The organism is Brevibacterium sp. H602 (genome assembly GCF_051172395.1).
Taxonomy (GTDB): Bacteria; Actinomycetota; Actinomycetes; order Actinomycetales; family Brevibacteriaceae; genus Brevibacterium.
This window is the reverse complement of sequence record NZ_JBPIZD010000014.1, coordinates 1-21,020: the sequence shown is the minus strand read 5'-3', so window position 1 is coordinate 21,020 and position 21,020 is coordinate 1. Positions and strand designations below refer to the sequence as shown.

At 66.0% G+C, this 21,020-nt stretch carries 18 protein-coding genes; 4 read left to right on the top strand and 14 right to left on the bottom strand.

Annotation, left to right across the window (positions count from 1 at the left end):
- Positions 1-9: 9 nt before the first annotated feature.
- The 11 genes from ACSBQT_RS11785 to dcd form a co-directional block, all read right to left on the bottom strand.
- Positions 10-690, bottom strand: coding sequence for a hypothetical protein (locus tag ACSBQT_RS11785; protein WP_435001801.1), 681 nt, complete (start codon positions 688-690; stop codon positions 10-12).
- A gap of 131 nt (positions 691-821) precedes the next feature.
- Positions 822-2,390 (bottom strand): ATP-binding protein, encoded by a 1,569-nt coding sequence (locus ACSBQT_RS11780; RefSeq protein WP_435001800.1) that lies wholly within the window; start codon positions 2,388-2,390, stop codon positions 822-824.
- Positions 2,387-3,139 carry a response regulator transcription factor gene (locus ACSBQT_RS11775; RefSeq protein WP_410709110.1) on the bottom strand — a complete coding sequence of 251 codons (753 nt, stop codon included), beginning with the start codon at positions 3,137-3,139 and terminating at the stop codon, positions 2,387-2,389. The genes ACSBQT_RS11780 and ACSBQT_RS11775 overlap by 4 nt, the downstream gene beginning before the upstream one ends.
- Positions 3,129-3,524: a monovalent cation/H(+) antiporter subunit G gene (gene mnhG / locus ACSBQT_RS11770; RefSeq protein WP_410709111.1), complete on the bottom strand. Its 396-nt coding sequence runs from the start codon at positions 3,522-3,524 to the stop codon at positions 3,129-3,131. The genes ACSBQT_RS11775 and mnhG overlap by 11 nt, the downstream gene beginning before the upstream one ends.
- Entirely contained in the window at positions 3,514-4,053 is a 540-nt protein-coding gene (locus ACSBQT_RS11765; protein ID WP_435001799.1) for a monovalent cation/H+ antiporter complex subunit F, read from the bottom strand. Before ACSBQT_RS11765 ends, mnhG begins: the two co-directional genes overlap by 11 nt.
- On the bottom strand, positions 4,050-4,763 hold the full coding sequence (locus ACSBQT_RS11760; RefSeq protein WP_410709113.1) for a Na+/H+ antiporter subunit E: 714 nt from the start codon (positions 4,761-4,763) through the stop codon (positions 4,050-4,052). Before ACSBQT_RS11760 ends, ACSBQT_RS11765 begins: the two co-directional genes overlap by 4 nt.
- Entirely contained in the window at positions 4,763-6,343 is a 1,581-nt protein-coding gene (locus ACSBQT_RS11755) for a Na+/H+ antiporter subunit D (RefSeq protein ID WP_435001798.1), read from the bottom strand. The genes ACSBQT_RS11760 and ACSBQT_RS11755 overlap by 1 nt, the downstream gene beginning before the upstream one ends.
- Entirely contained in the window at positions 6,340-6,975 is a 636-nt protein-coding gene (locus ACSBQT_RS11750) for a Na(+)/H(+) antiporter subunit C (RefSeq protein ID WP_410709115.1), read from the bottom strand. Before ACSBQT_RS11750 ends, ACSBQT_RS11755 begins: the two co-directional genes overlap by 4 nt.
- Positions 6,972-10,019, bottom strand: coding sequence for a Na+/H+ antiporter subunit A (locus ACSBQT_RS11745; RefSeq protein WP_410709925.1), 3,048 nt, complete (start codon positions 10,017-10,019; stop codon positions 6,972-6,974). Before ACSBQT_RS11745 ends, ACSBQT_RS11750 begins: the two co-directional genes overlap by 4 nt.
- 159 nt (positions 10,020-10,178) lie before the next feature.
- Complete coding sequence (locus ACSBQT_RS11740) at positions 10,179-11,381, bottom strand: hypothetical protein (RefSeq protein WP_435001797.1); 1,203 nt, start codon at positions 11,379-11,381, stop codon at positions 10,179-10,181.
- Positions 11,378-11,956 (bottom strand): dCTP deaminase, encoded by a 579-nt coding sequence (gene dcd / locus ACSBQT_RS11735; protein ID WP_139468980.1) that lies wholly within the window; start codon positions 11,954-11,956, stop codon positions 11,378-11,380. Before dcd ends, ACSBQT_RS11740 begins: the two co-directional genes overlap by 4 nt.
- A gap of 357 nt (positions 11,957-12,313) precedes the next feature.
- On the opposite strand from dcd, the gene ACSBQT_RS11730 reads away from it, so the two are divergent.
- The 3 genes from ACSBQT_RS11730 (at position 12,314) to ACSBQT_RS11720 (ending at position 15,960) form a co-directional block, all read left to right on the top strand.
- The gene (locus ACSBQT_RS11730) at positions 12,314-13,771 is read left to right on the top strand and encodes an LPXTG cell wall anchor domain-containing protein (RefSeq protein WP_435001796.1); all 1,458 of its coding nucleotides are present in this window, start codon (positions 12,314-12,316) and stop codon (positions 13,769-13,771) included.
- 6 nt (positions 13,772-13,777) lie between these two features.
- Positions 13,778-14,938 carry an ABC transporter gene (locus tag ACSBQT_RS11725; protein WP_435001795.1) on the top strand — a complete coding sequence of 387 codons (1,161 nt, stop codon included), beginning with the start codon at positions 13,778-13,780 and terminating at the stop codon, positions 14,936-14,938.
- A 62-nt stretch (positions 14,939-15,000) separates the two neighbouring features.
- The gene (locus ACSBQT_RS11720) at positions 15,001-15,960 is read left to right on the top strand and encodes a hypothetical protein (RefSeq protein ID WP_435001794.1); all 960 of its coding nucleotides are present in this window, start codon (positions 15,001-15,003) and stop codon (positions 15,958-15,960) included.
- 96 nt (positions 15,961-16,056) lie between these two features.
- On the opposite strand, the gene ACSBQT_RS11715 is transcribed toward ACSBQT_RS11720, so the two are convergent.
- The 3 genes from ACSBQT_RS11715 to mmsB form a co-directional block, all read right to left on the bottom strand.
- Entirely contained in the window at positions 16,057-17,991 is a 1,935-nt protein-coding gene (locus ACSBQT_RS11715) for an NHL domain-containing thioredoxin family protein (protein WP_435001793.1), read from the bottom strand.
- A gap of 178 nt (positions 17,992-18,169) precedes the next feature.
- A complete protein-coding gene (locus ACSBQT_RS11710; RefSeq protein WP_435001792.1) occupies positions 18,170-18,907 on the bottom strand; it encodes a YggS family pyridoxal phosphate-dependent enzyme in 738 nt (245 codons plus the stop codon).
- 182 nt (positions 18,908-19,089) lie between these two features.
- Entirely contained in the window at positions 19,090-19,995 is a 906-nt protein-coding gene (gene mmsB / locus ACSBQT_RS11705; protein WP_410709124.1) for a 3-hydroxyisobutyrate dehydrogenase, read from the bottom strand.
- A 140-nt stretch (positions 19,996-20,135) separates the two neighbouring features.
- On the opposite strand from mmsB, the gene ACSBQT_RS11700 reads away from it, so the two are divergent.
- Positions 20,136-21,011 (top strand): LysR family transcriptional regulator, encoded by an 876-nt coding sequence (locus ACSBQT_RS11700; protein ID WP_435001791.1) that lies wholly within the window; start codon positions 20,136-20,138, stop codon positions 21,009-21,011.
- Positions 21,012-21,020 lie beyond the last annotated feature (9 nt).

Here is a 21,020-nt window from a genome sequence, read left to right as displayed (position 1 = left end):
CCTGGCACGTCAGTGGAAACTCGGTGACGGAACCTTCTCACCATCGATCGTCACCGTCGGCAACATCTTCTTGAAGTCCTCCGCCACTTCGGTGTTCGTCTTCGGTGTGCGCATCTCGATGGACAGATTCACCAGGCGCCCGTTGATCTTGTAGCCAGTCTGCACCCCGAAGGCATAAGTCGGTTCGTTGTTGATAGCGAGGATCTCGGTCGGGCCGAGTTCACCCTGATAGCTCCAGAACTCGCCCGCGGCCAGCGACCCCGTCTGCTCGGCCAACACCTGTGAGTCCTGTTCGGAGAAGTTGTACCGCCTCTTCTGATCGACCACTTCCTGAGCACTGTCACCGTATTCGTCGGTGCAGTTGACGAGGATGGTATCGCCGCGAGTCGTGTCGTCGCCGTGGTTGAAGACATGGAACTGCTCGGTGCTTCCGGTGCTGTCTCTCCAGTCATCGCCGATCGCGAAGGTGACTTCGACCGGGCAGCTGCTGCCGAACGTCACGGAAGTCTTCGTCATCCCCTCGGGGATGCCGGCTTCGGTGGGCTTGCCCGTGGGCTCGGGTCCGGCGGTCTCCTGCACGCCGATGCGCACCGGCCCGGCGGACTTGTCTTCCGTGCGGACCTGGAATACCGAGCATCCGCTGAGGAGGACCGTCAGTGCGAGAGTGCCGGCGGCCGCGGCTCGTCGCACAGAGGCGGGTCTGCCCGAGGCAGGGTTTCCAGGCGCGGGCCTGCCCGAAGCAGGACTCCCTGAAGCGGGTCTCTTCGCCGCGAATATCCCCACTGAGGAGAAATCCGATGCTATGCGCCCAGTCACTAGTCTCATTGCTGGTCACCTTGCCGGCGACGGTCTGGGTACCCCGCTTCCGGGCCATTCTGATTCGGCTGAGCCTGCCCATACCTGTGCTGAGGCGTCTGCGGACCGGAATTGGGCTGGCTTCCGACAGGTGGTTGTCCGGCGGGCTGCTGGCCGACGTTCTGGGGTCCCGAATTGGGCTGACCGCCCGCGTATGACTGGCCGAAATTCTGCGGCCCGGAATTGGGCTGACTCCCCACAGGGGGCTGCCCGAAGTTCTGCTGACCCGAGTGCGGCTGACTTCCGACCGGCGGCTGTCCGGGCTGCCGCGGCCCGGAACTCTGCGGCCCTGAATTCTGAGGGCCCGAGTGCGGCTGGCTGCCGACCGGCGGCTGGCCATAACCCGGGTTCTGTCCTCCGCCGTTCGGGGCCTGCCGCGGCGGTTTGAACTGCGAATGCTGACCGGAATCCGGCGGGAACCCGCCGGAGACGGATTCGCCCGTCCGACGATTGACCAGGTTCCCGTCGACCCGCTCGAGACGACGCTTCGACGTCCGCCGCGGAGTGCCGAGGATCCGTCCCTGCAGTTCAGCCTCATTGGGCTGACGCGGAGGCAGGAATCCGGGCGCCTGCCGCGAATCCGCCTGCTGCACCGGCTGCACCGCATGCGAACCGGCAGCGACCCGATCCATATGATCCGACATCTGCGGAACGGTCACGGGTGCGGCATCGGCGAGGACAGGGAGGACCATGCGCACCGAGGTGCCCACGCCCTCCTGGCTGAAAAGCTGCACGGATCCGCCGTGCCGGGTGACGATGGCGCGCACGAGCGAGAGGCCCATGCCGGAGCCGGCGACCGCTCGCACACGTGAACCGCGGGAGAGCTCGTCCCAGACGTTCTCCTGCTCGGCCAGCGGGATGCCGCTGCCCGTATCCGCGACCTCGACGACGACCCAGCGGTGCCCGTCGATGATCTGCTCATTGGCGCGCAGCTCAACGACTTCGGCCTGCGACGAGTATTTGAGGGCATTGCCCAGCAGGTTGAGGATTGCGGTGAGCAGCAGATCCTCCTCACCGGCGACATCGGGCAGCCGCCACGGAGCACGGGCGACGGTCGCCACAATCATCCGGTCCTCGGCCCCCGGCGCCGTCGACGCATCCTCGACGGCCTGATGGATGAGCGCATCGAGATCGACGCGGGCGTATTCGATGATGCGGGTCTCGACGTCGGCGAGCTTGCGCAGATCGGCCAGCAGTCGGGCTACCCGGCGCGAGGACACGTCGACCTGCTTGGCGGCCGGCTCCACCTCGCTGAGCGTTCCGCCGTCGCGGACGACCTCGCGGATGCTCGCCGCCGAGGTGCGCAGCGCCGTCAGCGGATTCTTCAGCTCATGGTCGAGTCGGATGAGCATCCGATTGCGCTTTGTCATCGAATCCTCGGCCGCGGCCGTCTCGATGGATTCCCGCAGCGCGGCCTCACGCCTCTTCAGATACCGCCAGCCGAACCAGGCACCGACGGCCAGACCGCCGAGCACGATGACGAGCAGCAGCAGGAACAGCCAGACTTGGATCTCGAAGACAAGGAAGTTCGTCATAGACGGCTCTGTCCGTCCTCGCCGCGGACCTCACCGACGAAACGGTAGCCGCGCCCCTGCACGGTGGCGATCCACCGCGGTTCTGCGGCGTCCTCGCCGAGCACGCGACGCAGCTCGGCAACCCGGGAGTCCACGGCGCGAGTGCCCACGGCCTCTTCGAATCCCCACAGCACTTCGAGCAGCCGAGAGCGTTCGATGAGTTCTTCCTTGTGCACCATGAGGTACTCGAGCAGGGTGAAGCCCTTCGGAGTGATGACGAGTTCACGCTGCCCCAGCCACGCCCTGCGTCCGACACGGTCGACGCGCAGGCCGAAGCTGGACACGAGCACCGGCGCCGTGGCCAAGGGCGGCCCGTCATTGCGCGTGCGCCGCAGCACGGCACGGATGCGCGCGACGAGCTCGTGCGGATCGAAGGGTTTGTTGAGGTAGTCGTCGGCACCCTCTTCGAGCGCCATCGCCCTCTCCACGCCCTCGCCGACCTGGGTCAGCAGCAGCACCGGAACCCAGTTCTCCTCCTGCCGCAGGCGGCGCAGCACCTGCCGGCCGTCGGCTCCGGGCATGAGCACGTCGAGGACGCACACATCGGGTTTGTGACGATGGATCTCGTCGAGAGCGAGCAGTCCGTCGCTGGCAGGCAGCACCCGGAATCCGGAGCGTTCGAGGAACGGTACGACCGCTCCGAGGACGTCCGGCTCATCATCGGCGACTAAGACGAGTGGTTGGGGCTCGGTGTGATTGTCAGCCGTCATGGTGGTCTGTTCCGGTTCCTCTCTGGCGTTCCCAGGCGATCTCTCGGGCCTCGGCACGGTCGACCGCCTCGGCGAGTTCATCTCGGTACAGCATAGATCGACGCAGGTGTTTGGTGCGATATCCGGCGCGGCCGACCATATGGGTGGCGACGGGAATCGTCACGAGCTGGAAGGAGATGATGATCGCCAGAGTCGTCACCGTCGCCCAGGTCGGGAACTGGATCGCGATCGCCACAGCGACGAGCATCAGGCCCAGCACCTGGGGTTTCGCACTCGCGTGCATGCGCGAGAGTAGGTCAGCGAAGCGGACGAGACCGACCGCGGCGGCCAGGGACAGGACAGCTCCGAGGAAGATGAGCACGGCCGAGATGATGTCAAGAACCACGATTGCTCTCCTCTCCGTCGCCGTTCGAAATATGCTCGGCGTCATCGGGTCCCGGATCGGGTCCGGTGCCCTCGCCCTCTCCGCCGCTGTCGGCGTGGGCGTCGTAGGTGGGATCCGCGATCTCGGTGACGTCGTCGCTGGGCCGAGCCTGGGGCTCAGAGGCCGCTCCGGGACTCGGCTCGTCCGCGTCGCGGGGCATATGCCAATCCGAGGCGCTGAACTCGGACAGCGCCCCCGCCTCGGCGCCGGGAGTCATCGAATCGGACTTCGACACATACCGCGACACGCTCACCGAACCGACGAAACCGAGCATCGCGAGGACGATGAGCACGGGCAGCAGATCCGTCCGGTCGGACAGGGCCATATACCCGCCGAGGCCGCACATGATCGCCGCCAGCACGACGTCGGTGCCGATCATGCGGTCGAGGATCGACGGACCGCGGACGATCCGGAAGAGCGCAATGACGACCGAGGCGGCCAACAGCACCGAACCGGCGACGACGAGGGTGTGGAGGACGATCTCATTCATGAGCGGCCTCCTTCGGCCTCGGCCAGCGGATCCGGTCTGGCCCGCAGTGCGGCGAGGTCACGGTGCGAACCGAGTGTGCGGATGAGCAGCTCTTCGATGTAGTAGACCTGCGCTTTCGCCTTGCGCACCTTCTCATCGGAATCGCAGTCGAGGAAGTGCAGGTAGAGCATGCCCATGGCGCGATCGCTGTCGATGATGATCGAGCCGGGGATGAGGCTGGCGGTATCGGCGATGAGGGTGAGCACGAGGTCCGAGCTCGTTCGCAGATCGCAGGCGACGACCGACCCGGCGCCGACCGCTTTGCGGCGGAACGCATACCAGGCGACTTCGATGGAGGCGTGGAGGACCGAATAGAGGAACCACAGACCGAACACCGTCGCATGCCAGACGTTGAACCGTCCGGAGAGCACGACGGGCGGGAGGTAGAACACGCGCGTGACGACGAAGGCCAGCACGATTCCGGTGACCACGGTGACCACCGTGATCGAATCCCACAGCATCAGCCACAGCAGAACCAGTGAGACCACCAGCACGAGCTGCTGGATGAATCCGCGACCCCGGCTCATCCGTGCTCGGTTCGCCGGTGGTCGGTCCTGGCCCACTGCCCGGCCCTTTGCCGCTGCCCTGTCCTGGTCCATTGCGCGGTCCTGTGCCGCTGCGCGGTCCTGGCCGTCGGCTCCGGGCTGTCCCTGGTCTCGGTCGGCGCTCATCATTCATCACCTCCGAGCACGTTCGTGACGTAGTCGATCGGCGTCGAAAGGTTCTCGGCCGCCCGGTTCGACATGTCCCACAGAGGTTCGGCGGCGACGGTGAGAACGACGGAGGCGATCACCACCACCGAGGTGGCCACCACCATGGCAGGGGGAACGCCGATCTGAGAGGTCCACTTCTTCCCCGCCAGCAGCGTCTTCTTCCGCTCCGTGAATTCCTCGACGAGGTCCTCGTTCGGCTCCTCCACATCGGCCGGATCACGCCAGAACGCGAGGTTGAAGGTACGTCCGATGACGTAGAGGGTGAGCAGACTCGTCGCGGTGCCGGCGACGATGAGGACGGTCGGCAGCCACGCGTGGTCGTCGAAGCCGGCGAGGAAGAGTGCGACCTTTCCGATGAACCCGGAGAACGGCGGAATGCCGGAGAGGTTGAGCGCCGGGATGAAGAAGATGATCGTGATCACCGGGGAGAGCACCATGAGACCGCCGAGCGATCTCGTCGAGGTGGACCCGCCGCGCATTTCGACGAGGCCGATGGCCAGGAACAGCGCAGTCTGGACGATGATGTGGTGAACCGTGTAGTAGATCGCCGCGGACAGGCCGAAACTCGTGCCCAGCGCCACGCCGAAGAGCATATAGCCGATATGGGAGACCAGGGTGAAGGACACGATCCTCTTGATCTCCGACTGCGCGATGGCGCCGAAGATGCCCACGAGCATCGTCAGCCCGGCCGCGATGAGCAGCGGCACCCGCAGAGAGGAATCGGCGAACAGCAGGGTTTCCGTGCGGATGATCGCATAGATGCCGACCTTCGTCAGCAGTCCCGCGAAGACCGCCGTCACCGGGGCCGGTGCCGTCGGATAGGAGTCGGGCAGCCAGAAGGACAGCGGGAAGATCGCGGCCTTGATGCCGAAGCCCAGCAGCAGGAGGACGTGGAGGATCATCTGCACATCGGCGGGCAGGTCCGAGAGCCTCTCGGACAGCTGCGCCATGTTCACGGTGCCGCACGCTGCATAGATGACGCCGATGGCGGCGAGGAAGATCACCGAGGACACGAGCGAGATGATCACATAGGTGACTCCCGCCCGGATCCGCTCCGCCGTGGCACCAAGGGTGAGCAGCACATAGGAGGCGACGAGGAACATCTCGAAGCCGACGTAGAGATTGAACAGGTCTCCGGCCAGGAACGAGTTCGCAATGCCCGCGCACAGCACCAGATAACTGGGGTTGAACACGGAGATCGGAGTCTCGTTCGAATCGTCGTTGGCGTCCTGGCTCAGGGCGTAGACGAGCACGCACAGGGTGACCAGCGAGGACACGATGAGCATGAGCGCCGACAGCCGGTCGGCCACGAGCACGATGCCCGCCGGAGGCTGCCATCCGCCGATCGCCACGACCTGCGGCCCATGCGCATCGACTCCGAAGAGCATGATCGTAGCGATGACCATGACCGCGACCAGGATCGCGATCGACACGAAGTTCTGCGCCCGCGTGTGCTTCGACAGGACGAGCGCGATTCCGGCGCCGATGAGCGGCAGCAGAACGGGCAGGGGAACGAGCACGGGCAGGAGATCGATCATGCGTCGTCTCCCTGCTGTTTCGCGTCTTTGGCCTCTTCGGTGACCTCGGCCTCCTCGGAGCTGTGTGCTTCCGTCTGCGAGTCCACGGCCTCCTCGGCGATGGCATCGGCCTCGGCCGGGGTCGACGCGTCCTCGATGTCGTCGGCGAGGTCCTCGCGCTCTGCGGGCGTGCCGTCGTCGTCGAGGTCGATGGCACCGGTGATCGGGGACTCCGCTTCGTCACCGAACTCGGTGTCGTCGTAGTCGGTGCTCGCCTCCGCCTCGGAGTCGATGAGCTTCGTGATCGCCACCTGGAGGTCGGTGTCGTCATCCTGCAGCGAATCGGCGCGCATGAGCCTCCAAGAGCGGTAGATCATCGCCAGCAGGAACGCCGTCACGGAGAAGGTGATGACGATGGCTGTGAGGACGAGGGCGTGCGGCAGCGGATCGGACATGCCTTCGGTCGACAGGTGCTCTCCGTCGGTCAGGGGCGGAGAGCCGCGGCCGGCGGTGAGGATGATGAGCAGGTTCGCTCCGTTGCCGAGCAGGATGAAGCCGAGCAGAACGCGGGTCAGGGAGCGTTCGAGCATGAGGTAGATGCCGGCGGCGAAGAGGACGCCCATGGCCAGGACCATGATGAAGGAGACGCTCATAGGCGGCCTCCTTCCGCACCGTTGTCGACGTCGAGTTCGTTGACGCGGTCGATGATCTCGGACACGGCCCGATGTTCGGCTGTGGCACCCATGTCCTCGGAGAAGTTCACATTGTCGTGGATGCGGTTGGTCAGCATCGCCTCGTCGCGCTCCTGGTGCAGATCGACCTCGGCTCCCAGCGAGCGGAGGATGTCGAGCATGAGGCCGACGACGATGAGATAGACGCCGATATCGAAGAACGTCGACGTACCGAAGGACAGGTGGCCCAGCACCGGCAGATCACCCTCGATGTAGACGGACTCGAAGACCGTCCCACCCCAGATCCACCCGCCGATGACGGTGAGGATCGCGGTGACCAGACCGGTGCCCAGCATTCCCGAGGGAGTGAAGGGCGCCGCCTCGGCGAGTTCGTACTTGCCGCCGGCGAGGTAGCGGACGACGAGCGCGAGGCCGGCGACGAGGCCGCCGGCGAATCCGCCGCCCGGATCGTTGTGGCCGGCGAAGAGCAGGTAGACGGAGAAGACGATGACGGCGTGGAAGATCAGGCGGGCAGTGACCTCGAGGATGATCGACCGATTGCGCGGAGCCAGGGTCCGTCCGGCGATGAGCCAGGACGCACGCTTCTGCGACAGCCCCTCCCCGCGGCCGGCGTGGTGGAGGTCGACGACGTCCTCGGCCACGGGTTGGAAGCGTATGCGGCCGGCCGCCTCGGTGCCGTCTTTCTTCCGTTCGAACCGGTGCAGGTGGCCTTCGCGACCACGGACGAAGATGAGGCCGGCGATACCGGTTCCGGCGGCCACGAGCACCGAGATCTCGCCCATCGTGTCCCACGCGCGGATATCGACGAGGGTGACGTTGACGATGTTCTTGCCGTGACCGAGCTCGTAGGCGAGCTGACCGAAGTCGACGGAGATCGGATCGGCCACGCGCACACCGGTGGCGATGAGAACCACGAGCATCATGGTGATGCCAACAGCCCCGCCGATGATCGCCCGCCAGGCGGGAGTGAGTCGACCGGTCGACTCGCCGATGCGTGCCGGGAGCCGACGAAGGACGAGGACGAATACGACGATCGTGATGGTCTCGACGAGCACCTGGGTCAGGGCCAGGTCGGGAGCACCGACGAAGGCGAAGTAGGCGACCATGGCGTAGCCGGAGATGCCGGTGACGACGACGGCGGTGAACCGTTTCTTGGCCCGGGTGGCACCGATTGCGACGATGACGAGCACGGCCGCGACGATGAGGTCCAGCGGGGTGTCCCAGAGCCGGAACGTGATGTTCCACGTGTCGTTGGAGATGATCGCCAGCCCCAGTCCGGCGACGAGGACGAAGTAGACCACGCCCTGGTAGAACGGCAGCGAACCGCGCTGGGTGCGGGCGGTGACCCACAGCGCCAGGGCCTCCATCCAGCCGATCAGCTTTCGGTAGAGCTCATGGAAGTCCAGCCCCGACGGCAGCGTCGCCTGGACCTTCGCGAAGGGGCGGCGGAAGATGAACAGGGCCAGGCCCGCGGCGACGGTGACGGCGGTGAAGGCGAGCGCCGGTTCGAACCCGTGCCACAGCGCGAGGTGGTAGTGCCCGTCGCCTTCGGCCACGGCCGGCAGCCCGGAGGTCCACGCGGAGAAGTAGCCGTCGAGCAGTCCGACTCCCGGGCCGAGCGCCAGGGTCAGTGCGGTGAGGATGAGCGGAGAGACGACGAGGGTGAGCTTCTCGTCGCGGCGGGCGATGTCGTCGACTCCGGGCTTCGAGGAGAACGCGCCCCAGACGAAACGGGCCGAGTAGGCGACGGTGAGGATCGAACCGATCATGATGCCGATGAACGCGATGACCGAGGTCTTGTCCGGCGAGGACAGCAGGGTCGAGTACGCGGCTTCCTTCGCGGCGAAGCCGAGCAGTGGGGGCAGTCCGGCCATCGAGGCGGCGGCGATCGTCGCGCACACGGCGACGACGGGGAAGGCTCTCCAGCCGCCGGAGAGCTTCGTCAGGTCACGGGTGCCGGCGCGATGGTCGATGATGCCGACGCACAGGAACAGGCAGGACTTGAACAGGGCGTGGGCGATGAGCAGACCCAGAGCCGCCTTCGTGATGTCCGGAGTGCCGAACGAGGCCATGGTGATGAGGAAGCCGAGCTGCGAGACCGTGCCGAAGGCCAGCAGCAGTTTGAGGTCGGTCTGCTTCAACGCCTGCCAACCGCCGATGAACATCGTCAGCAGCCCCAGGGTGAGCAGCACCTCGGACCAGCCGGGGATGTTGTTGTAGCCAGGCGCCAGGCGCAGGACGAGGTAGATTCCCGCCTTGACCATGGCCGCGGCGTGCAGATAGGCGCTCACCGGAGTGGGTGCGGCCATGGCGCCGGGCAGCCAGAAGTGGAACGGCATGAGCGCGGACTTCGAGATCGCGCCGACGAGGATGAGGATGACGGCGGAGATGATGATTCCGCCGGTGTCCATGCCCGACTGGGCTCGGTCGACCAGGGTCGAGATCTGCCCGGTGCCGGTGGCGGTGATGAGCAGGATCATGCCCACGAGCATGGCCAGCCCGCCTGCGGTGGTGACGATGAGGGCCTGCAGTGCCGCCTGCCTGGAGCGGCGGCGGGACTGGCTGTGCCCGATGAGCAGGTAGGAGAAGACGGTGGTGCCTTCCCAGAACAGGTAGAGCATGAGCAGTTCGTCGGCGATGACGAGCCCGTACATCATTCCGGCGAAGGCCATGAAGATTCCCGCGAACCGCGCCAGTCCCGGCTCGTCGGGCGGGAAGTAGCGTGCGCAGTAGACGAAGACGAGGGCTCCGACCCCGGTGACCAGCAGCGTCATGATCCAGGAGAGCACGTCGAGGCGGAAGATTCCGGCAAGGCCGAGTTCGGGTAGCCAGTCGAGATTCTCCACGACCGGCTGGGCGGCGGGGCCGAAGATCTCTGGGATCGTCGACAGGCTCCACAGCAGTCCCGCGAAGGGGACGAGAGCGAGGAAGAAGAAGGCGTTGCGGCCGAGTAGGCGAACCAGAGGGTAGGCGATGACAGATGCCCCGAAGAAGGCCCCTGTCATGACTATCACCGGCGGCCACCTCCGTCATATGCCTGTTTGTGAGAAAGGTTCGTCATGTCATTTTCGCACGAACTGGTGTCGTTTCCCCAATTGCTGGGTGTGAGCTGAGACAGGCTCTGCCCCGGCACGACACCGCTCACTCGCGTTTCCGACGACTGGTCACGCGCGCAGCTGTCTGCTGGTCACGAGGAAGCCGTTCTCATCGAGTCCGATGCCGTCCGAGCCGACGAGCAGCTCGGCTCCGATCGCGTCTGTCAGCTCGGCCACCCGACCGCGCATCCGTCGGAAGCGGCGTCCCTGGTTCGGCTGGTAGCGCTTCGACTCGGTGTCCATCCAGTGCACGTGGTATTCGATCTGCGGGGCGTCGGTGTGGGCGGCGACGATCGGCGGAACCCACTCGGCTTCCATCACTCGGATCTCGAGGGTGCCGGCGGATTCATCGATCTCGCCGAGCGGGACGAGCAGGGCATAGCCGTCGAGGATGACCGGGGCGGAAGGGTCGAAGAGCGGATCGTCGATGCTCGCTTGGGCCAGCACATCCTCGTCGGGGGTGGGCAGGGCCTGCTGGAAGGCGTGCGGGGCATGGCGGCGCACGAAGTCGAGCGCGACCGGCGGCTCCATCCAGTACGAGGAGTAGATGTAGAGGTCGACCTTCGCCTCCGGGTCGGGGATGATCACCCGCGTCGGCAGTCCGGGTTCGTCGGCCAGGCGCACGCCGGTGTGGAGGCGGGAGGCGACGGAGAGCATGAGGCTGAGCATCCGCTCCTCCTCCCGGTCCGGCATTCCGTTGGGGAAGGCTTCATGGAGTCCGTCGGCGTCGGCGAACCAGTCCGGCGGCGGGGTCGGCTGCCGGTCTCTGGGGCAGTCGATGACGATGGCATGCCGAGCCCAGTCGGGGACTTCGAGCGCGGCGGCATCGGCCGGGTCGAGGGCAGCCCCGGAGCTCAGTCGGGAGTGCCGGCTCAGTCGCATCTGCCCGTGTTCGTCGAGTACGGGGCGCAGATCGGGCAGCTTGTTGTGGATGAGCGCGAGGACGTCGGAGACCTCGACCGCGTCATCGAGGAGGATGAGGTGGAAACCCCGCAGATCCGCCGAGGTGGCCGTGTCCTCGGGCGCGGACGTGTCACCGCCGTATCCGGGCCGTCCCGTCGACGGCATCCCGGTCCGCCGCCGGCTCGCGGCCTGAGCGTCGGAGGCCGTGGGCACGGGGGCAGCAGTGTCACGGCCGACCTGGCCTCCGGTCGCATTCGGGACGCTCGAAACCTCGGCGTCGGGGGCCTGGTAGCGCGCGGCGTCGGCCTGTTCCCGGGCGGCGCGTTCAGCGGCTTCGCGTTGCAGCCGCAGTTCGCGGCGGGTGATCACATGTCCCTCCGATAGAAATTGAGGTGCGAACGGGAAGCCGTCGGGCCGCGCTGGCCTTGGTAGCGGTTGCCCGTGGCCTGGGAACCGTAGGGATTCTCCGCTGCCGAGCTGAGGCGGAAGAAGCAGAGCTGACCGATCTTCATTCCCGGCCACAGAGTGATCGGCAGCGTCGCGACGTTCGACAGCTCCAGGGTGACGTGGCCGCTGAAGCCGGGATCGATGAATCCGGCGGTCGAGTGGGTCAGGAGGCCGAGGCGTCCGAGCGAGGACTTGCCCTCGAGCCGGGCTGCGACGTCGACGGGCAGAGTCACGAGCTCATGAGTGGAGGCGAGGACGAACTCCCCCGGGTGGAGGACGAAGGGCTCCCCCGGAGCGGCTTCGACGAAACGGGTGAGCTCGGGCTGCTCGAGGCTCGGGTCGATGACCGCGTACTTGTGGTTGTCGAAGAGCCGGAAGTAGCGGTCGAGACACACGTCGACGCTGGCCGGCTGGATCAGCGACGGGTCGTAGGGGTCGAGGGCGATGCGTCCGGAGTCGAGCTCGGCGCGGATGTCGCGGTCGGAAAGGAGAGTCACGCTTCCGATGGTAGTCGTTGCGCACCCCGCACGCTCAAGCTTTCTCTCCTCCTCCCTCCGCCGAACCATGAGTCGAGCATGCAGAATCGGCCGGCGAAGTCCACCGACGCGCCGAAACTATGTCACAAAACGGTAACGATTCCCGGGAATTCTCCTGATTTTTACCCGTGTGTCTCCCCATAGCGGCGGGTGAATGCTTTAGGGTAATGAGCTGTACGGACCCGCGCACGATGGTGCCTTCCCCTTCTTAAGCCAAGGAATGCCGGGAGTCCATCGTCTTTCGTGGGTAGACAACAATCGAAAGGCATTACTGTGAAGACCTCGCGTCTTGTGCTTGCCCCCGCAGTAGCCGTTGCATTGACAGGTCTTGCTGGCGCCCCGGCGTTCGCAGCGACAGAGTCCACCGCTTCGGTCCCTCAGCAACCGCTGTGCGCCCAGGGTGATCAGCAGTCATCGAGCAGCTCCGAAGCGGATTCTTCGGTTCCCGACGAGTCGGATCCGCAGGCGACCCTTGCGCAGGCGCAGGTGACCCGCGCCGACATCGCTGACGACAAGAAGGGAATCGGCTTCTCCGGCACCGGATTCAGCCCGGACCAGAAGGCCACGGTGACCGTCGTCGGCACCGATGGCACCGAATACTCGCCGGACAAGAAGCTCACGGTCGACGAAGACGGAAAGGTCTCCGGCACCTACTTCTTCACCGTCACCGACGGTGCCAAAGTGCCTGTCGGCGAATACTCGCTCTACCTCACCGATCTCAAGTCCGAGAAGAAGTCCTCGAAGGTGACCTTCGACGTCGTCTCCAAGGCCTCCGAGGTCGACGAACCGGGCAAGGGCGACGACGACAAGTGCGAGTCGGCCACCGGTCCCATCAAGACTCCGGACGAGACTCCCAGCGAGACGAAGTCCCCGGAGCCCTCTGAGACGAAGACCGAGGAGCCCACCACCGAGGCTCCCAAGCCTTCGGAGACGAAGACCGAAGAGCCGACCACGGAAGCTCCGAAGCCGAGCCCGTCGGAGACGAAGACCGAGGAGCCCACCACCGAGGCGCCGAAGCCGAGCCCGTCGGAGACGAAGACCGAAGAGCCCACCACCGAGGCGCCGAAGCCGAGCCCGTCGGAAACCGACAAGGGCGAGGACAAGGCTCCTGCCGACGGCGTGCAGCCGGGACCGGCCGAGGGTCCGAAGGACGAAGCGCCGAAGTCCGACGAGCCCAAGGTCGATGAGACCGACGGCGCCGAAGACGACAAGAAGGCCGAGGACGGGGCTCCCGAGTCCACCGGTCCGGCCAGCCCCGGCACCGAGGACAAGAAGCCTGCCGCAGCCGCGCAGGCCTCCATGTTCATCAACCCGACCGAGGTCAGCTCCGAGGACTTCCTAAGTGACGGCATCAAGATCGGTGTCAGCGGCGCTCAGCCCGGCGAGAAGGTCTCGATCACGGTCGAGCATGCCCAGGGCAAGGTCGACCGCTACACGATGACCAAGGAAGCCGATTCCGAAGGCAAGGTCACGTTCGGCGTCCAGGCCAAGGTCAAGGCCGTGCTCGGCACCTACAACGTCCGCGCCCAGGCCGAGAGCTTCGATGAGCCCCAGGGCGGAAGCTTCACCGTGCTCACCAACGGCACCGACGTCGACGAGGGCGGCAACGGGGCCGGGAACGGCAGCGGCTCGAATGATTCGGGCAGCGACCTGCCGCGCACCGGTGCCGAGATGACAGGACTGGCACTCGGTGTCGGTCTGCTCGCAGTCGGTGCAGCAGCCGTCATCATCACCCGTCGGCGGATGAACGCCTCCGACGATCCCGCGGAGTTCTAAACCGCATTGAACGATGAATTGTCCCTCGCGGGGCTGCAGCTCGACGGACGCGAGATCGACCTCGGACGTCTGCGAGCAGGGACAATGCTCGGACTCATGGGCAGCCCGGACAGCACCACCTCGGTGGTGCTGTCCGCGGCGGCCCTGCCCCACGTCGCACCACCACCACGCTTCCCGACCGGTCGCCGGTCGGGTCGCTTGCGTGTGCGCAGCTGGATGAAGAGCTATCTTCGCGAAGCCGATGCCGGATCTGGGGAGGCGGCATCGGCAGCGGATCCATCGGCTGCATTAACATCATTCGGACTGCGTCCCGACGTTCTGCGCCGTCGCCTCGATGACCTCGACGCGACCGATCGTGCCCGCCTCGCCCTGGCCGCGGGCTGGGCGAGCGGCGCGAAGTGGCTGACCCTCATCGACCCGTTCGGTTCGGTCCCCGGCCATCTGCGCACCGGGCTGCGAGGTCGCTTCGCCGAACTCGTCGCCCAAGAGGGCCGCGGTGTCGTCTTCAGCTCGAATTCGCTGACCGACCACACCATCGCCGAGGCGGGGGTGGCCGATATCGAAAAGGACCAACTCGTCGCGCTCGGCTCCTTGGAGCAGATCGTCACCGAACCGCGCGGTTCGCTGCCAGCCGAGCTCAGCGGGGTCAATGTCTATTCCGGGCTGGCCCGGAAGGGATGGCTGTCCATCGGCCATTCGGCCGTGCGCGCCCGCACCGAACTCGACGGGAAGGTGTTCGTCACCCTCGGGTGGCGTGCCGCCCTCCTGTCACTGGACGAACACGACCCGGCGTTCACCTCGGCGACGGTGTTCGAAGCCATCGTCACGGGACTGCGCGATCGCGGCTCCTGTCTGCAGGCGAAGCTCTCACCGGTCGACACGGAGATGGGACTCGCCCTCGACGTCGACCTCGCCGACCTCGCCGGAGTGCCGCGCAGACAGCCGGATCCGGCGGATTCGACGAAGTCCGACGCATCCGCGGAGTCGGCTGAGGATTCCGCGGCGACCGCCGAGTCAGACGCGGGCGAAAAGCCGACCATCGGATTCGGGGTCCTGCACCCGGGACTCGGCGCGACGATCTCCGAACTGCGTGCCAACGTCAAGGTCGGCACGCATGTCTTCGTCGAGGTCGACACCTCTGCCCTGCACGCCTACCCGGTCGAGTGATCCGCGGCAGATAGACTGAGAACTGCCCAGTCCCCTCAGCCCCCAACCGAATCAGGAGCGCCATGCGAACGTCGCGCAGACTTCTGATCTCAGCGCTGACGGTCGTCGTCCTCACAGTGGCAGCGGTTCCCCTCCTCAACTTCACCGTCTACACGCCCGCGCGAGCCGCCGAAGCCTATATCTCGGCGATCGAACGCGGGGATGCGCAGAGTGCCTTCTCCTACCTGTCCACACCGACTCCGTCGTCGACCTTGGCGCTCAGTGACGAGGTGCTCTCGGCGGCTCCCGACCTTCCGCGCGAGCCCGAGGGCGAGACCGTCTCCGTCGACGACGATCATGCGAAGGTCCGCCTCAGCTACAACCTGTCCTCGCAGGAGCAGACCGTCGATCTCAACATGGTCCGCCTGCCTGCCAGCGCGGGGCTCTTCAATCGCTGGGCCATCGAACAGGAAGAATGGCCGACCCTGACCCTGGATGTCTCCGGCTCGTCGACGGCGACGGTCAACGGATACGGGGTCAGCACGGGAAGTGTGCCCGTGCTGTTCCCGGCGAGCTACCTCGTCGGTTTCGATGCGACGTATCTGAAGTCGCGATCCCAACGCACCGAGGTGACCGCCCCCGGCGATTCCCCCACCGTGAAGCTCTCGCCCGAGCCCACGACCAAGCTCGAACAGACCGTGGAGGAGCAGGTCACCGACCATCTGCAGGACTGCATGAAGTCGAAGACGCTCATGCCGGCCGGCTGCGTCTTCGGCTACGACACGGACAACGAGATCATCGGCGATGTCTCCTGGTCGCTCGAGCGCAGTCCGCAGATCGGGCTGACCTCGTCTGGAAACGATCTCGAACTCACTCCCTCGACGGTCGAGGTGCGGGTCAAGGGACGCTACCGGGACATCGTCACCGCCGCCGAACACGACTTCGACGAGAAGCTCTCCTTCGTCCTCGGCGGCTCGGTGGTCGTCAAGTCCTCACAGGTGAGCTTCGAACCGCGCCGCCTCGGCGACGTCACCATCGGCTGAGCGGACACGAGCGAGGCAGGCGCAGCGCGCGTGAGCTGCCTGACCTCGGACCGCGCGGAGGTGCCGCAAGCGGCCCTCGCTCCGGTGGCCGAGCGCTCAGGTGCCGCGGAGGTCGAGGGTGAGTGCGTTCGGAGCCGAATCCACGAGCTCGACGGGGATGCCCCAGTCCTGCTGGTAGAGGTGGCAGGCGGCATGCAGAGGTATCTCTCCCCCTGGCTCACCGTCGCAGGCTGCGGCACGCGCTGTCACGTGCAGCACCCCCTCGGTGAACTCGGGATTGATGACGATATCTCGGCTGAGCCCCTCGGCTCCGCCCATTCCAGAGGAGATGAGTTCCGGCGGCGTCGCAGACACCTGCAGGAACGTGGGATCACCCCACCGGTCGTCGAGCTTCTGACCTGCCGGGACAGTGAAGCTCACGGTCAGCGACACGGGACCGGAGGCGATCTCGGTCGAAGGGCGCTTCGTCGTCAATGCGCCTTCGTCGACCTTCTGGGCGTCCTTGGGCAGCTTCACCCGGGTGAGTGCGTGCGCAGCGGACTCGACAATGATGAGTTCGGCGTCATCGGGGGTGTCCTCATTGTCGATGAGGACGATGTCCGAGGGCTCACGCAGGCCGCGCGCCAGGGTCGTGACTTCCTCGGTCTTCGGGTCGAAGCGGCGGATCGCACCGTTGTAGGTGTCGGCGATCGCGACCGACCCGTCAGGCAGGCTGCGCACTCCCAGCGGGTGCTGCAGGCGGGCTTCGGCGGCCGGTCCGTCGCGGAAGCCGAATTCGAAGAGTCCGACACCCACCAGCGAGGACACCTCTCCGGTGGCGGGGTCGAGGCGGCGGACCGCCGAGGTCTCGGAGTCGGCGACGAACACCTCGCCCGCGGGCCCGAGGTCGAGACCGGAGGACTGGGCGAACCACGCCGACTCGCCGTCACCGTCGACCAGGCCCTCGTTCATCGTGCCCGAGAGGATGCGGATCGTGCCGTCCTTCGGATCGAAAGACCAGATGGTGTGGTTGCCGGCCATCGCCACGACCACCTCGGCGGTGGAGGGGACGAAGAGGACATCCCACGGCGACGACAGCTTCACGTCTACCGCGGGTCCGTCGTATCGTCCCAGTTCACCGGGCTTGCCGCGGACGTTGTCGATGGCGCCGACCATGTGCTGCTCACCGGTGCCAGCGATGGTCGTGACCGTCTCGTTCTCCAGGTCGATTCCGCGCAGGGTGTGGTTGACGGTGTCGGCCACGACGAGCTGGTAGCCGACTTCGGCAGCCAGATCGGCAGGCAGCACGGTGATGCCGCCGGGTTCGCTGAAGCTCGCCGAGGCGAAGTCGCCATCGTCTGCGCCGCGCTCACCGGTGCCGATGCGGCGGATGATCGTGGCCGCATCGTCGTCGTATTCGACGAGGCTGTGGTGTCCGGAATCGGCGACGATGAGGTGGCCCGAGGGCAGCCGCGTGGCCTTTCCGGGGTAGAACAGGTCCGTCTCCGGGGCTGGCGGTGGAACGTAGGGGCCGTCACCGGAGTGGAGGGTGCCCTTGGCCGAGTGTTCCTCGATGAGGCCCTCGATGATCTCGGTGAGACCGGCCGCGTGGCCTTCACCGGACATGGTCGCTACGAGGTAGCCCTCGGGGTCGATGACGGCCAAGGTCGGCCAGGCGCGGGCGGTGTAGGCCTGCCAGGTGACGAGGTCGGGGTCGTCGAGGACGAGGTGCTCGACCTGGTAGCGCTCGACGGCCTGGTCGACGGCTTCGACGGTGCGTTCGAACTCGAATTTCGGCGAGTGCACGCCGATGATGACGAGCTCTTGTGCGTACTTCTCCTCCAGCGGGCGCAGTTCGTCGAGGACGTGGAGGCAGTTGATGCAGCAGAAGGTCCAGAAATCGAGGAGAACGACCTTTCCGCGCAGGTCGGCCAGGGTCAGATCCTTGCCGCCGGAGTTCATCCATCGGCGGCCGACGAGTTCGGGCGCACGGACCTTGACGTCCCGTGCCGACGAGGTGGCTGACGCGGAGAATTCTGGACTGCTGTTCATGATTCTATGATCGCAGATCCCCCACCGAGGAGGCCTCCCCGGTGTCATTGTGTGACAGTTCCGCTCGCGCCCGGTCCGGTGTTGGCTCCGTCCGCGGGCGGGCCGGTGCCGGGTCCGAGTGCAACCAATCCGGCGTTGGTTCCGGTTGCTGCCGATCAGCGGCGGGAAGGACTGCCGGTCAGGAGTAGTCGCGGGCGCCGAAGATGCTCGAGCCGACTCGGACGATCGTGGCGCCTTCGGCGATCGCGAGTTCGAAGTCGTTGCTCATGCCCATCGACAGCTCGGTCGCCTCGGCGGGCATGACCCCGGCTCCGCGCAGCTTCTCGCTGAGTTCGCGCAGGTCGGAGTAGCTGGGGCGGATCTCTTCGGGACTGCTGCCGGGCAGGCCGATCGTCATGAGTCCGCGCAGCCGCATCCGGCCGAGTTCCCGGGTCGCAGTGATGAGCTCCTCGGCGTCTTCGGGTGCGACGCCGAACTTCGAGTCTTCGCGGGAGGTGTTGACCTGGATGAAGTAGTCGACGGTCTCATCCAGGACGTCGAGACGGTTATTGATCTTCTCGGCCAGCGGGAGGTTGTCGACGGACTGGATGCAGTGCGCGTGCCGCAGCGTGTGATTGACCTTGTTCTTCTGCAGAGGTCCGATGAGGTGGGTCTCGGGGTTGAGGTCGGCGAGGGCCTCGGCCTTGCCGGTGATCTCCTGCACTTTGTTCTCGCCGATGAGGGTGAACCCGTGTTCGAGGGCGACGCGGATCTTCTCCGCCGGCTGCGTCTTCGTGGCCAGCAGCACGCGCACATCGTCTCCGCTGCGACCGCTCGACTCGGCGGCGGCGCGGGCACGGTCAGCCACCTCTTCGAGGTTGCCGATGATGGCTGCGATGTCGTCGGCGGACAGTGAGGGGGAATCAGGCGTACTCATGTCTCCAGTCTTGCATGAGCCGCGCGAAGTTTCAGGTCGCCGAGGATGCCCGGCCGAGAAACGAAATGCGGACGATCCGGGTCGAAATCATCGTGATTCCTCGACCTGGATCGTCCGCAGCTCGATGTTGCCAAGGTGAGCGGGCTGTGCTTGTTCCAACCGCCTCGGCGTCGGTTGAGTGCTTACTTCGGCAGGCCCTCGGCGTTCGGGTCGATGTTCTTGATCAGCGCGGAGGTGTCGAGTCCGCCAAGGTCTTCGTCAATGAGCTTCTGCAGCTGTGCATGGACGAGGGTGGCCGCCGGGAGGTCGACTCCCTGGGTCTCGGCGCCGGCGAGGGCCAGGCCGACGTCCTTGTGCATGAGTGCGGTGGCGAAACCGGGCTTGAACTCGTTGTTCGCCGCGGCCGTGGTGGTCACGCCGGGCACCGGATACCAGGTCCGCAGCGGCCAGGAGTCGCCGGAGGACACCTTGGCAATATCGTGGAAGACCTTCGGATCGAGGCCGAAGCGATCGGCCAGCACAGCGCCTTCGACGACACCCTGAAGGCTGATCGAGAGCATCATGTTGTTGACGATCTTCGCGGCCTGACCTGCGGCGTCACCGCCGGCGTGGAAGATGTTCCCGGCCATTGCCTCGATGACGGGTCGGGCCTCTTCGATGTCGGCGTCGTCGCCGCCGAGCATGAACGTCAAGGTGCCGGCCTCGGCACCGGTGACGCCGCCGGAGACGGGACCGTCGATGAGGCGGAAGCCTGCCTTCTTCGCCTCGGAGTGGAGGAGGCGGGCCGAATCGAAGTCGATCGTCGAGGAATCGATGAGGAGGGTGTTCTGGTCCGCGTTGGCCAGGACGCCGTCGGGCTCGAGGTAGGCGGTGCGCGCGTGCTCACCCTTGGGCAGCATCGTGAAGACGATATCGGCACCGGCGACCGCCTCGGCGATGGAATTCACGGGGTTCACTCCGCTCTTCGCGGCTGCGTCCACGGCTTCGGGGACGAGATCGAAACCATTGACGGTGTGACCGGCCTTGACCAGGTTCGCAGTCATCGGGCGGCCCATGTTTCCCAGGCCTACCCATCCAATCGTCGCCATAATATGCCTCCTCGCATCATGTTCAGCAACTCTTACGTGTTCCCTCTCACAGTACGCCAGTCGATGGTCGGAAGCTCGGCGGGGAGCCTCACCTCTTCCGCACCGGTTATGTGCGCGGACGCAGATAGAATGGGGTCACTATGGCTTCCTATGCACCAGGCAGTTCGGGTCCGCAGATCGCCCCCGAGGATCTGCTGACTCTGCTCGCCGTCGCCCGGCTGGGGAAGTTCACGGCCGCGGCACACAGCCTCGGTCTCAACCACACGACCGTGTCCAGGCGCATCGCCGCGCTTGAGAAGGCATACGGCGATCGCGTCCTCGTGGCCTCCCCCGACGGGTGGGAGCTCAGCGCCGCCGGGCGTCAGCTGCTGCCGATCGCCGAGGACATCGAGGCCGCTCTGGGGCGCATCGATGCACACTCGAACTCTGCTCTGTCCGGGACGATCCGGCTGGCCTGCCCGCAGGCTTTCGCTCTTGAGTACGCCGTTCCGGCTCTCACCGCACTGCAGGGGCAGCATCTGGGACTGCAGATCGAACTGATCACCGCCACGCAGCGGGCCCGGCAATATCGGTCGGGCGTCGATATCGAGATCGTCGTCGGGCGTCCGGATGCCCCACGCTCGATCGCCAAGCACATCCGCGACTACCGGCTCCAGCTCTACGCTTCGCAGGACTACATCGCCTCGCATCCGATGCCGCAGACGCTGGATGATCTGGCCGACCACCGGATGGTCTACTACATCGAGAATTCGCTGCGGGTCGACGATCTCGACGAGGCGGCCGACGCACTTCCGCGCGGGAAGGGATTCTTCCGGTCCACCTCGGTGCATGCGCATGTGCTCGCGACCTCGCACGGGGCCGGGATCGGCATCCTTCCCGACTTCCTCGCCCACGGAAACTCCCGCTTGGTGCAGGTGCTGCCCGAGCTGTTCTCCAAGCAGGTGTCCTATTGGGCCTCGGTCCGCCACGAGTCCCTGCGCAACGCCGGAGTCCGCAAAGTCCTAGAATCCCTCTAATTGCTACCT

Bases quoted from the DNA above. Each gene is read 5' to 3' on its own strand.
- ACSBQT_RS11720 (WP_435001794.1), top strand. From the start codon at position 15,001: ATGCGAACGTCGCGCAGACTTCTGATCTCAGCGCTGACGGTCGTCGTC.
- ACSBQT_RS11775 (WP_410709110.1), bottom strand. From the start codon at position 3,139: ATGACGGCTGACAATCACACCGAGCCCCAACCACTCGTCTTAGTCGCC.
- ACSBQT_RS11760 (WP_410709113.1), bottom strand. From the start codon at position 4,763: ATGAGCGCCGACCGAGACCAGGGACAGCCCGGAGCCGACGGCCAGGAC.
- ACSBQT_RS11765 (WP_435001799.1), bottom strand. From the start codon at position 4,053: ATGAATGAGATCGTCCTCCACACCCTCGTCGTCGCCGGTTCGGTGCTG.
- ACSBQT_RS11745 (WP_410709925.1), bottom strand. From the start codon at position 10,019: ATGACAGGGGCCTTCTTCGGGGCATCTGTCATCGCCTACCCTCTGGTT.
- ACSBQT_RS11715 (WP_435001793.1), bottom strand. From the start codon at position 17,991: ATGAACAGCAGTCCAGAATTCTCCGCGTCAGCCACCTCGTCGGCACGG.
- ACSBQT_RS11700 (WP_435001791.1), top strand. From the start codon at position 20,136: ATGGCTTCCTATGCACCAGGCAGTTCGGGTCCGCAGATCGCCCCCGAG.
- ACSBQT_RS11755 (WP_435001798.1), bottom strand. From the start codon at position 6,343: ATGATCGATCTCCTGCCCGTGCTCGTTCCCCTGCCCGTTCTGCTGCCG.
- ACSBQT_RS11710 (WP_435001792.1), bottom strand. From the start codon at position 18,907: ATGAGTACGCCTGATTCCCCCTCACTGTCCGCCGACGACATCGCAGCC.
- mmsB (WP_410709124.1), bottom strand. From the start codon at position 19,995: ATGGCGACGATTGGATGGGTAGGCCTGGGAAACATGGGCCGCCCGATG.
- ACSBQT_RS11780 (WP_435001800.1), bottom strand. From the start codon at position 2,390: ATGACGAACTTCCTTGTCTTCGAGATCCAAGTCTGGCTGTTCCTGCTG.
- ACSBQT_RS11750 (WP_410709115.1), bottom strand. From the start codon at position 6,975: ATGAGCGTCTCCTTCATCATGGTCCTGGCCATGGGCGTCCTCTTCGCC.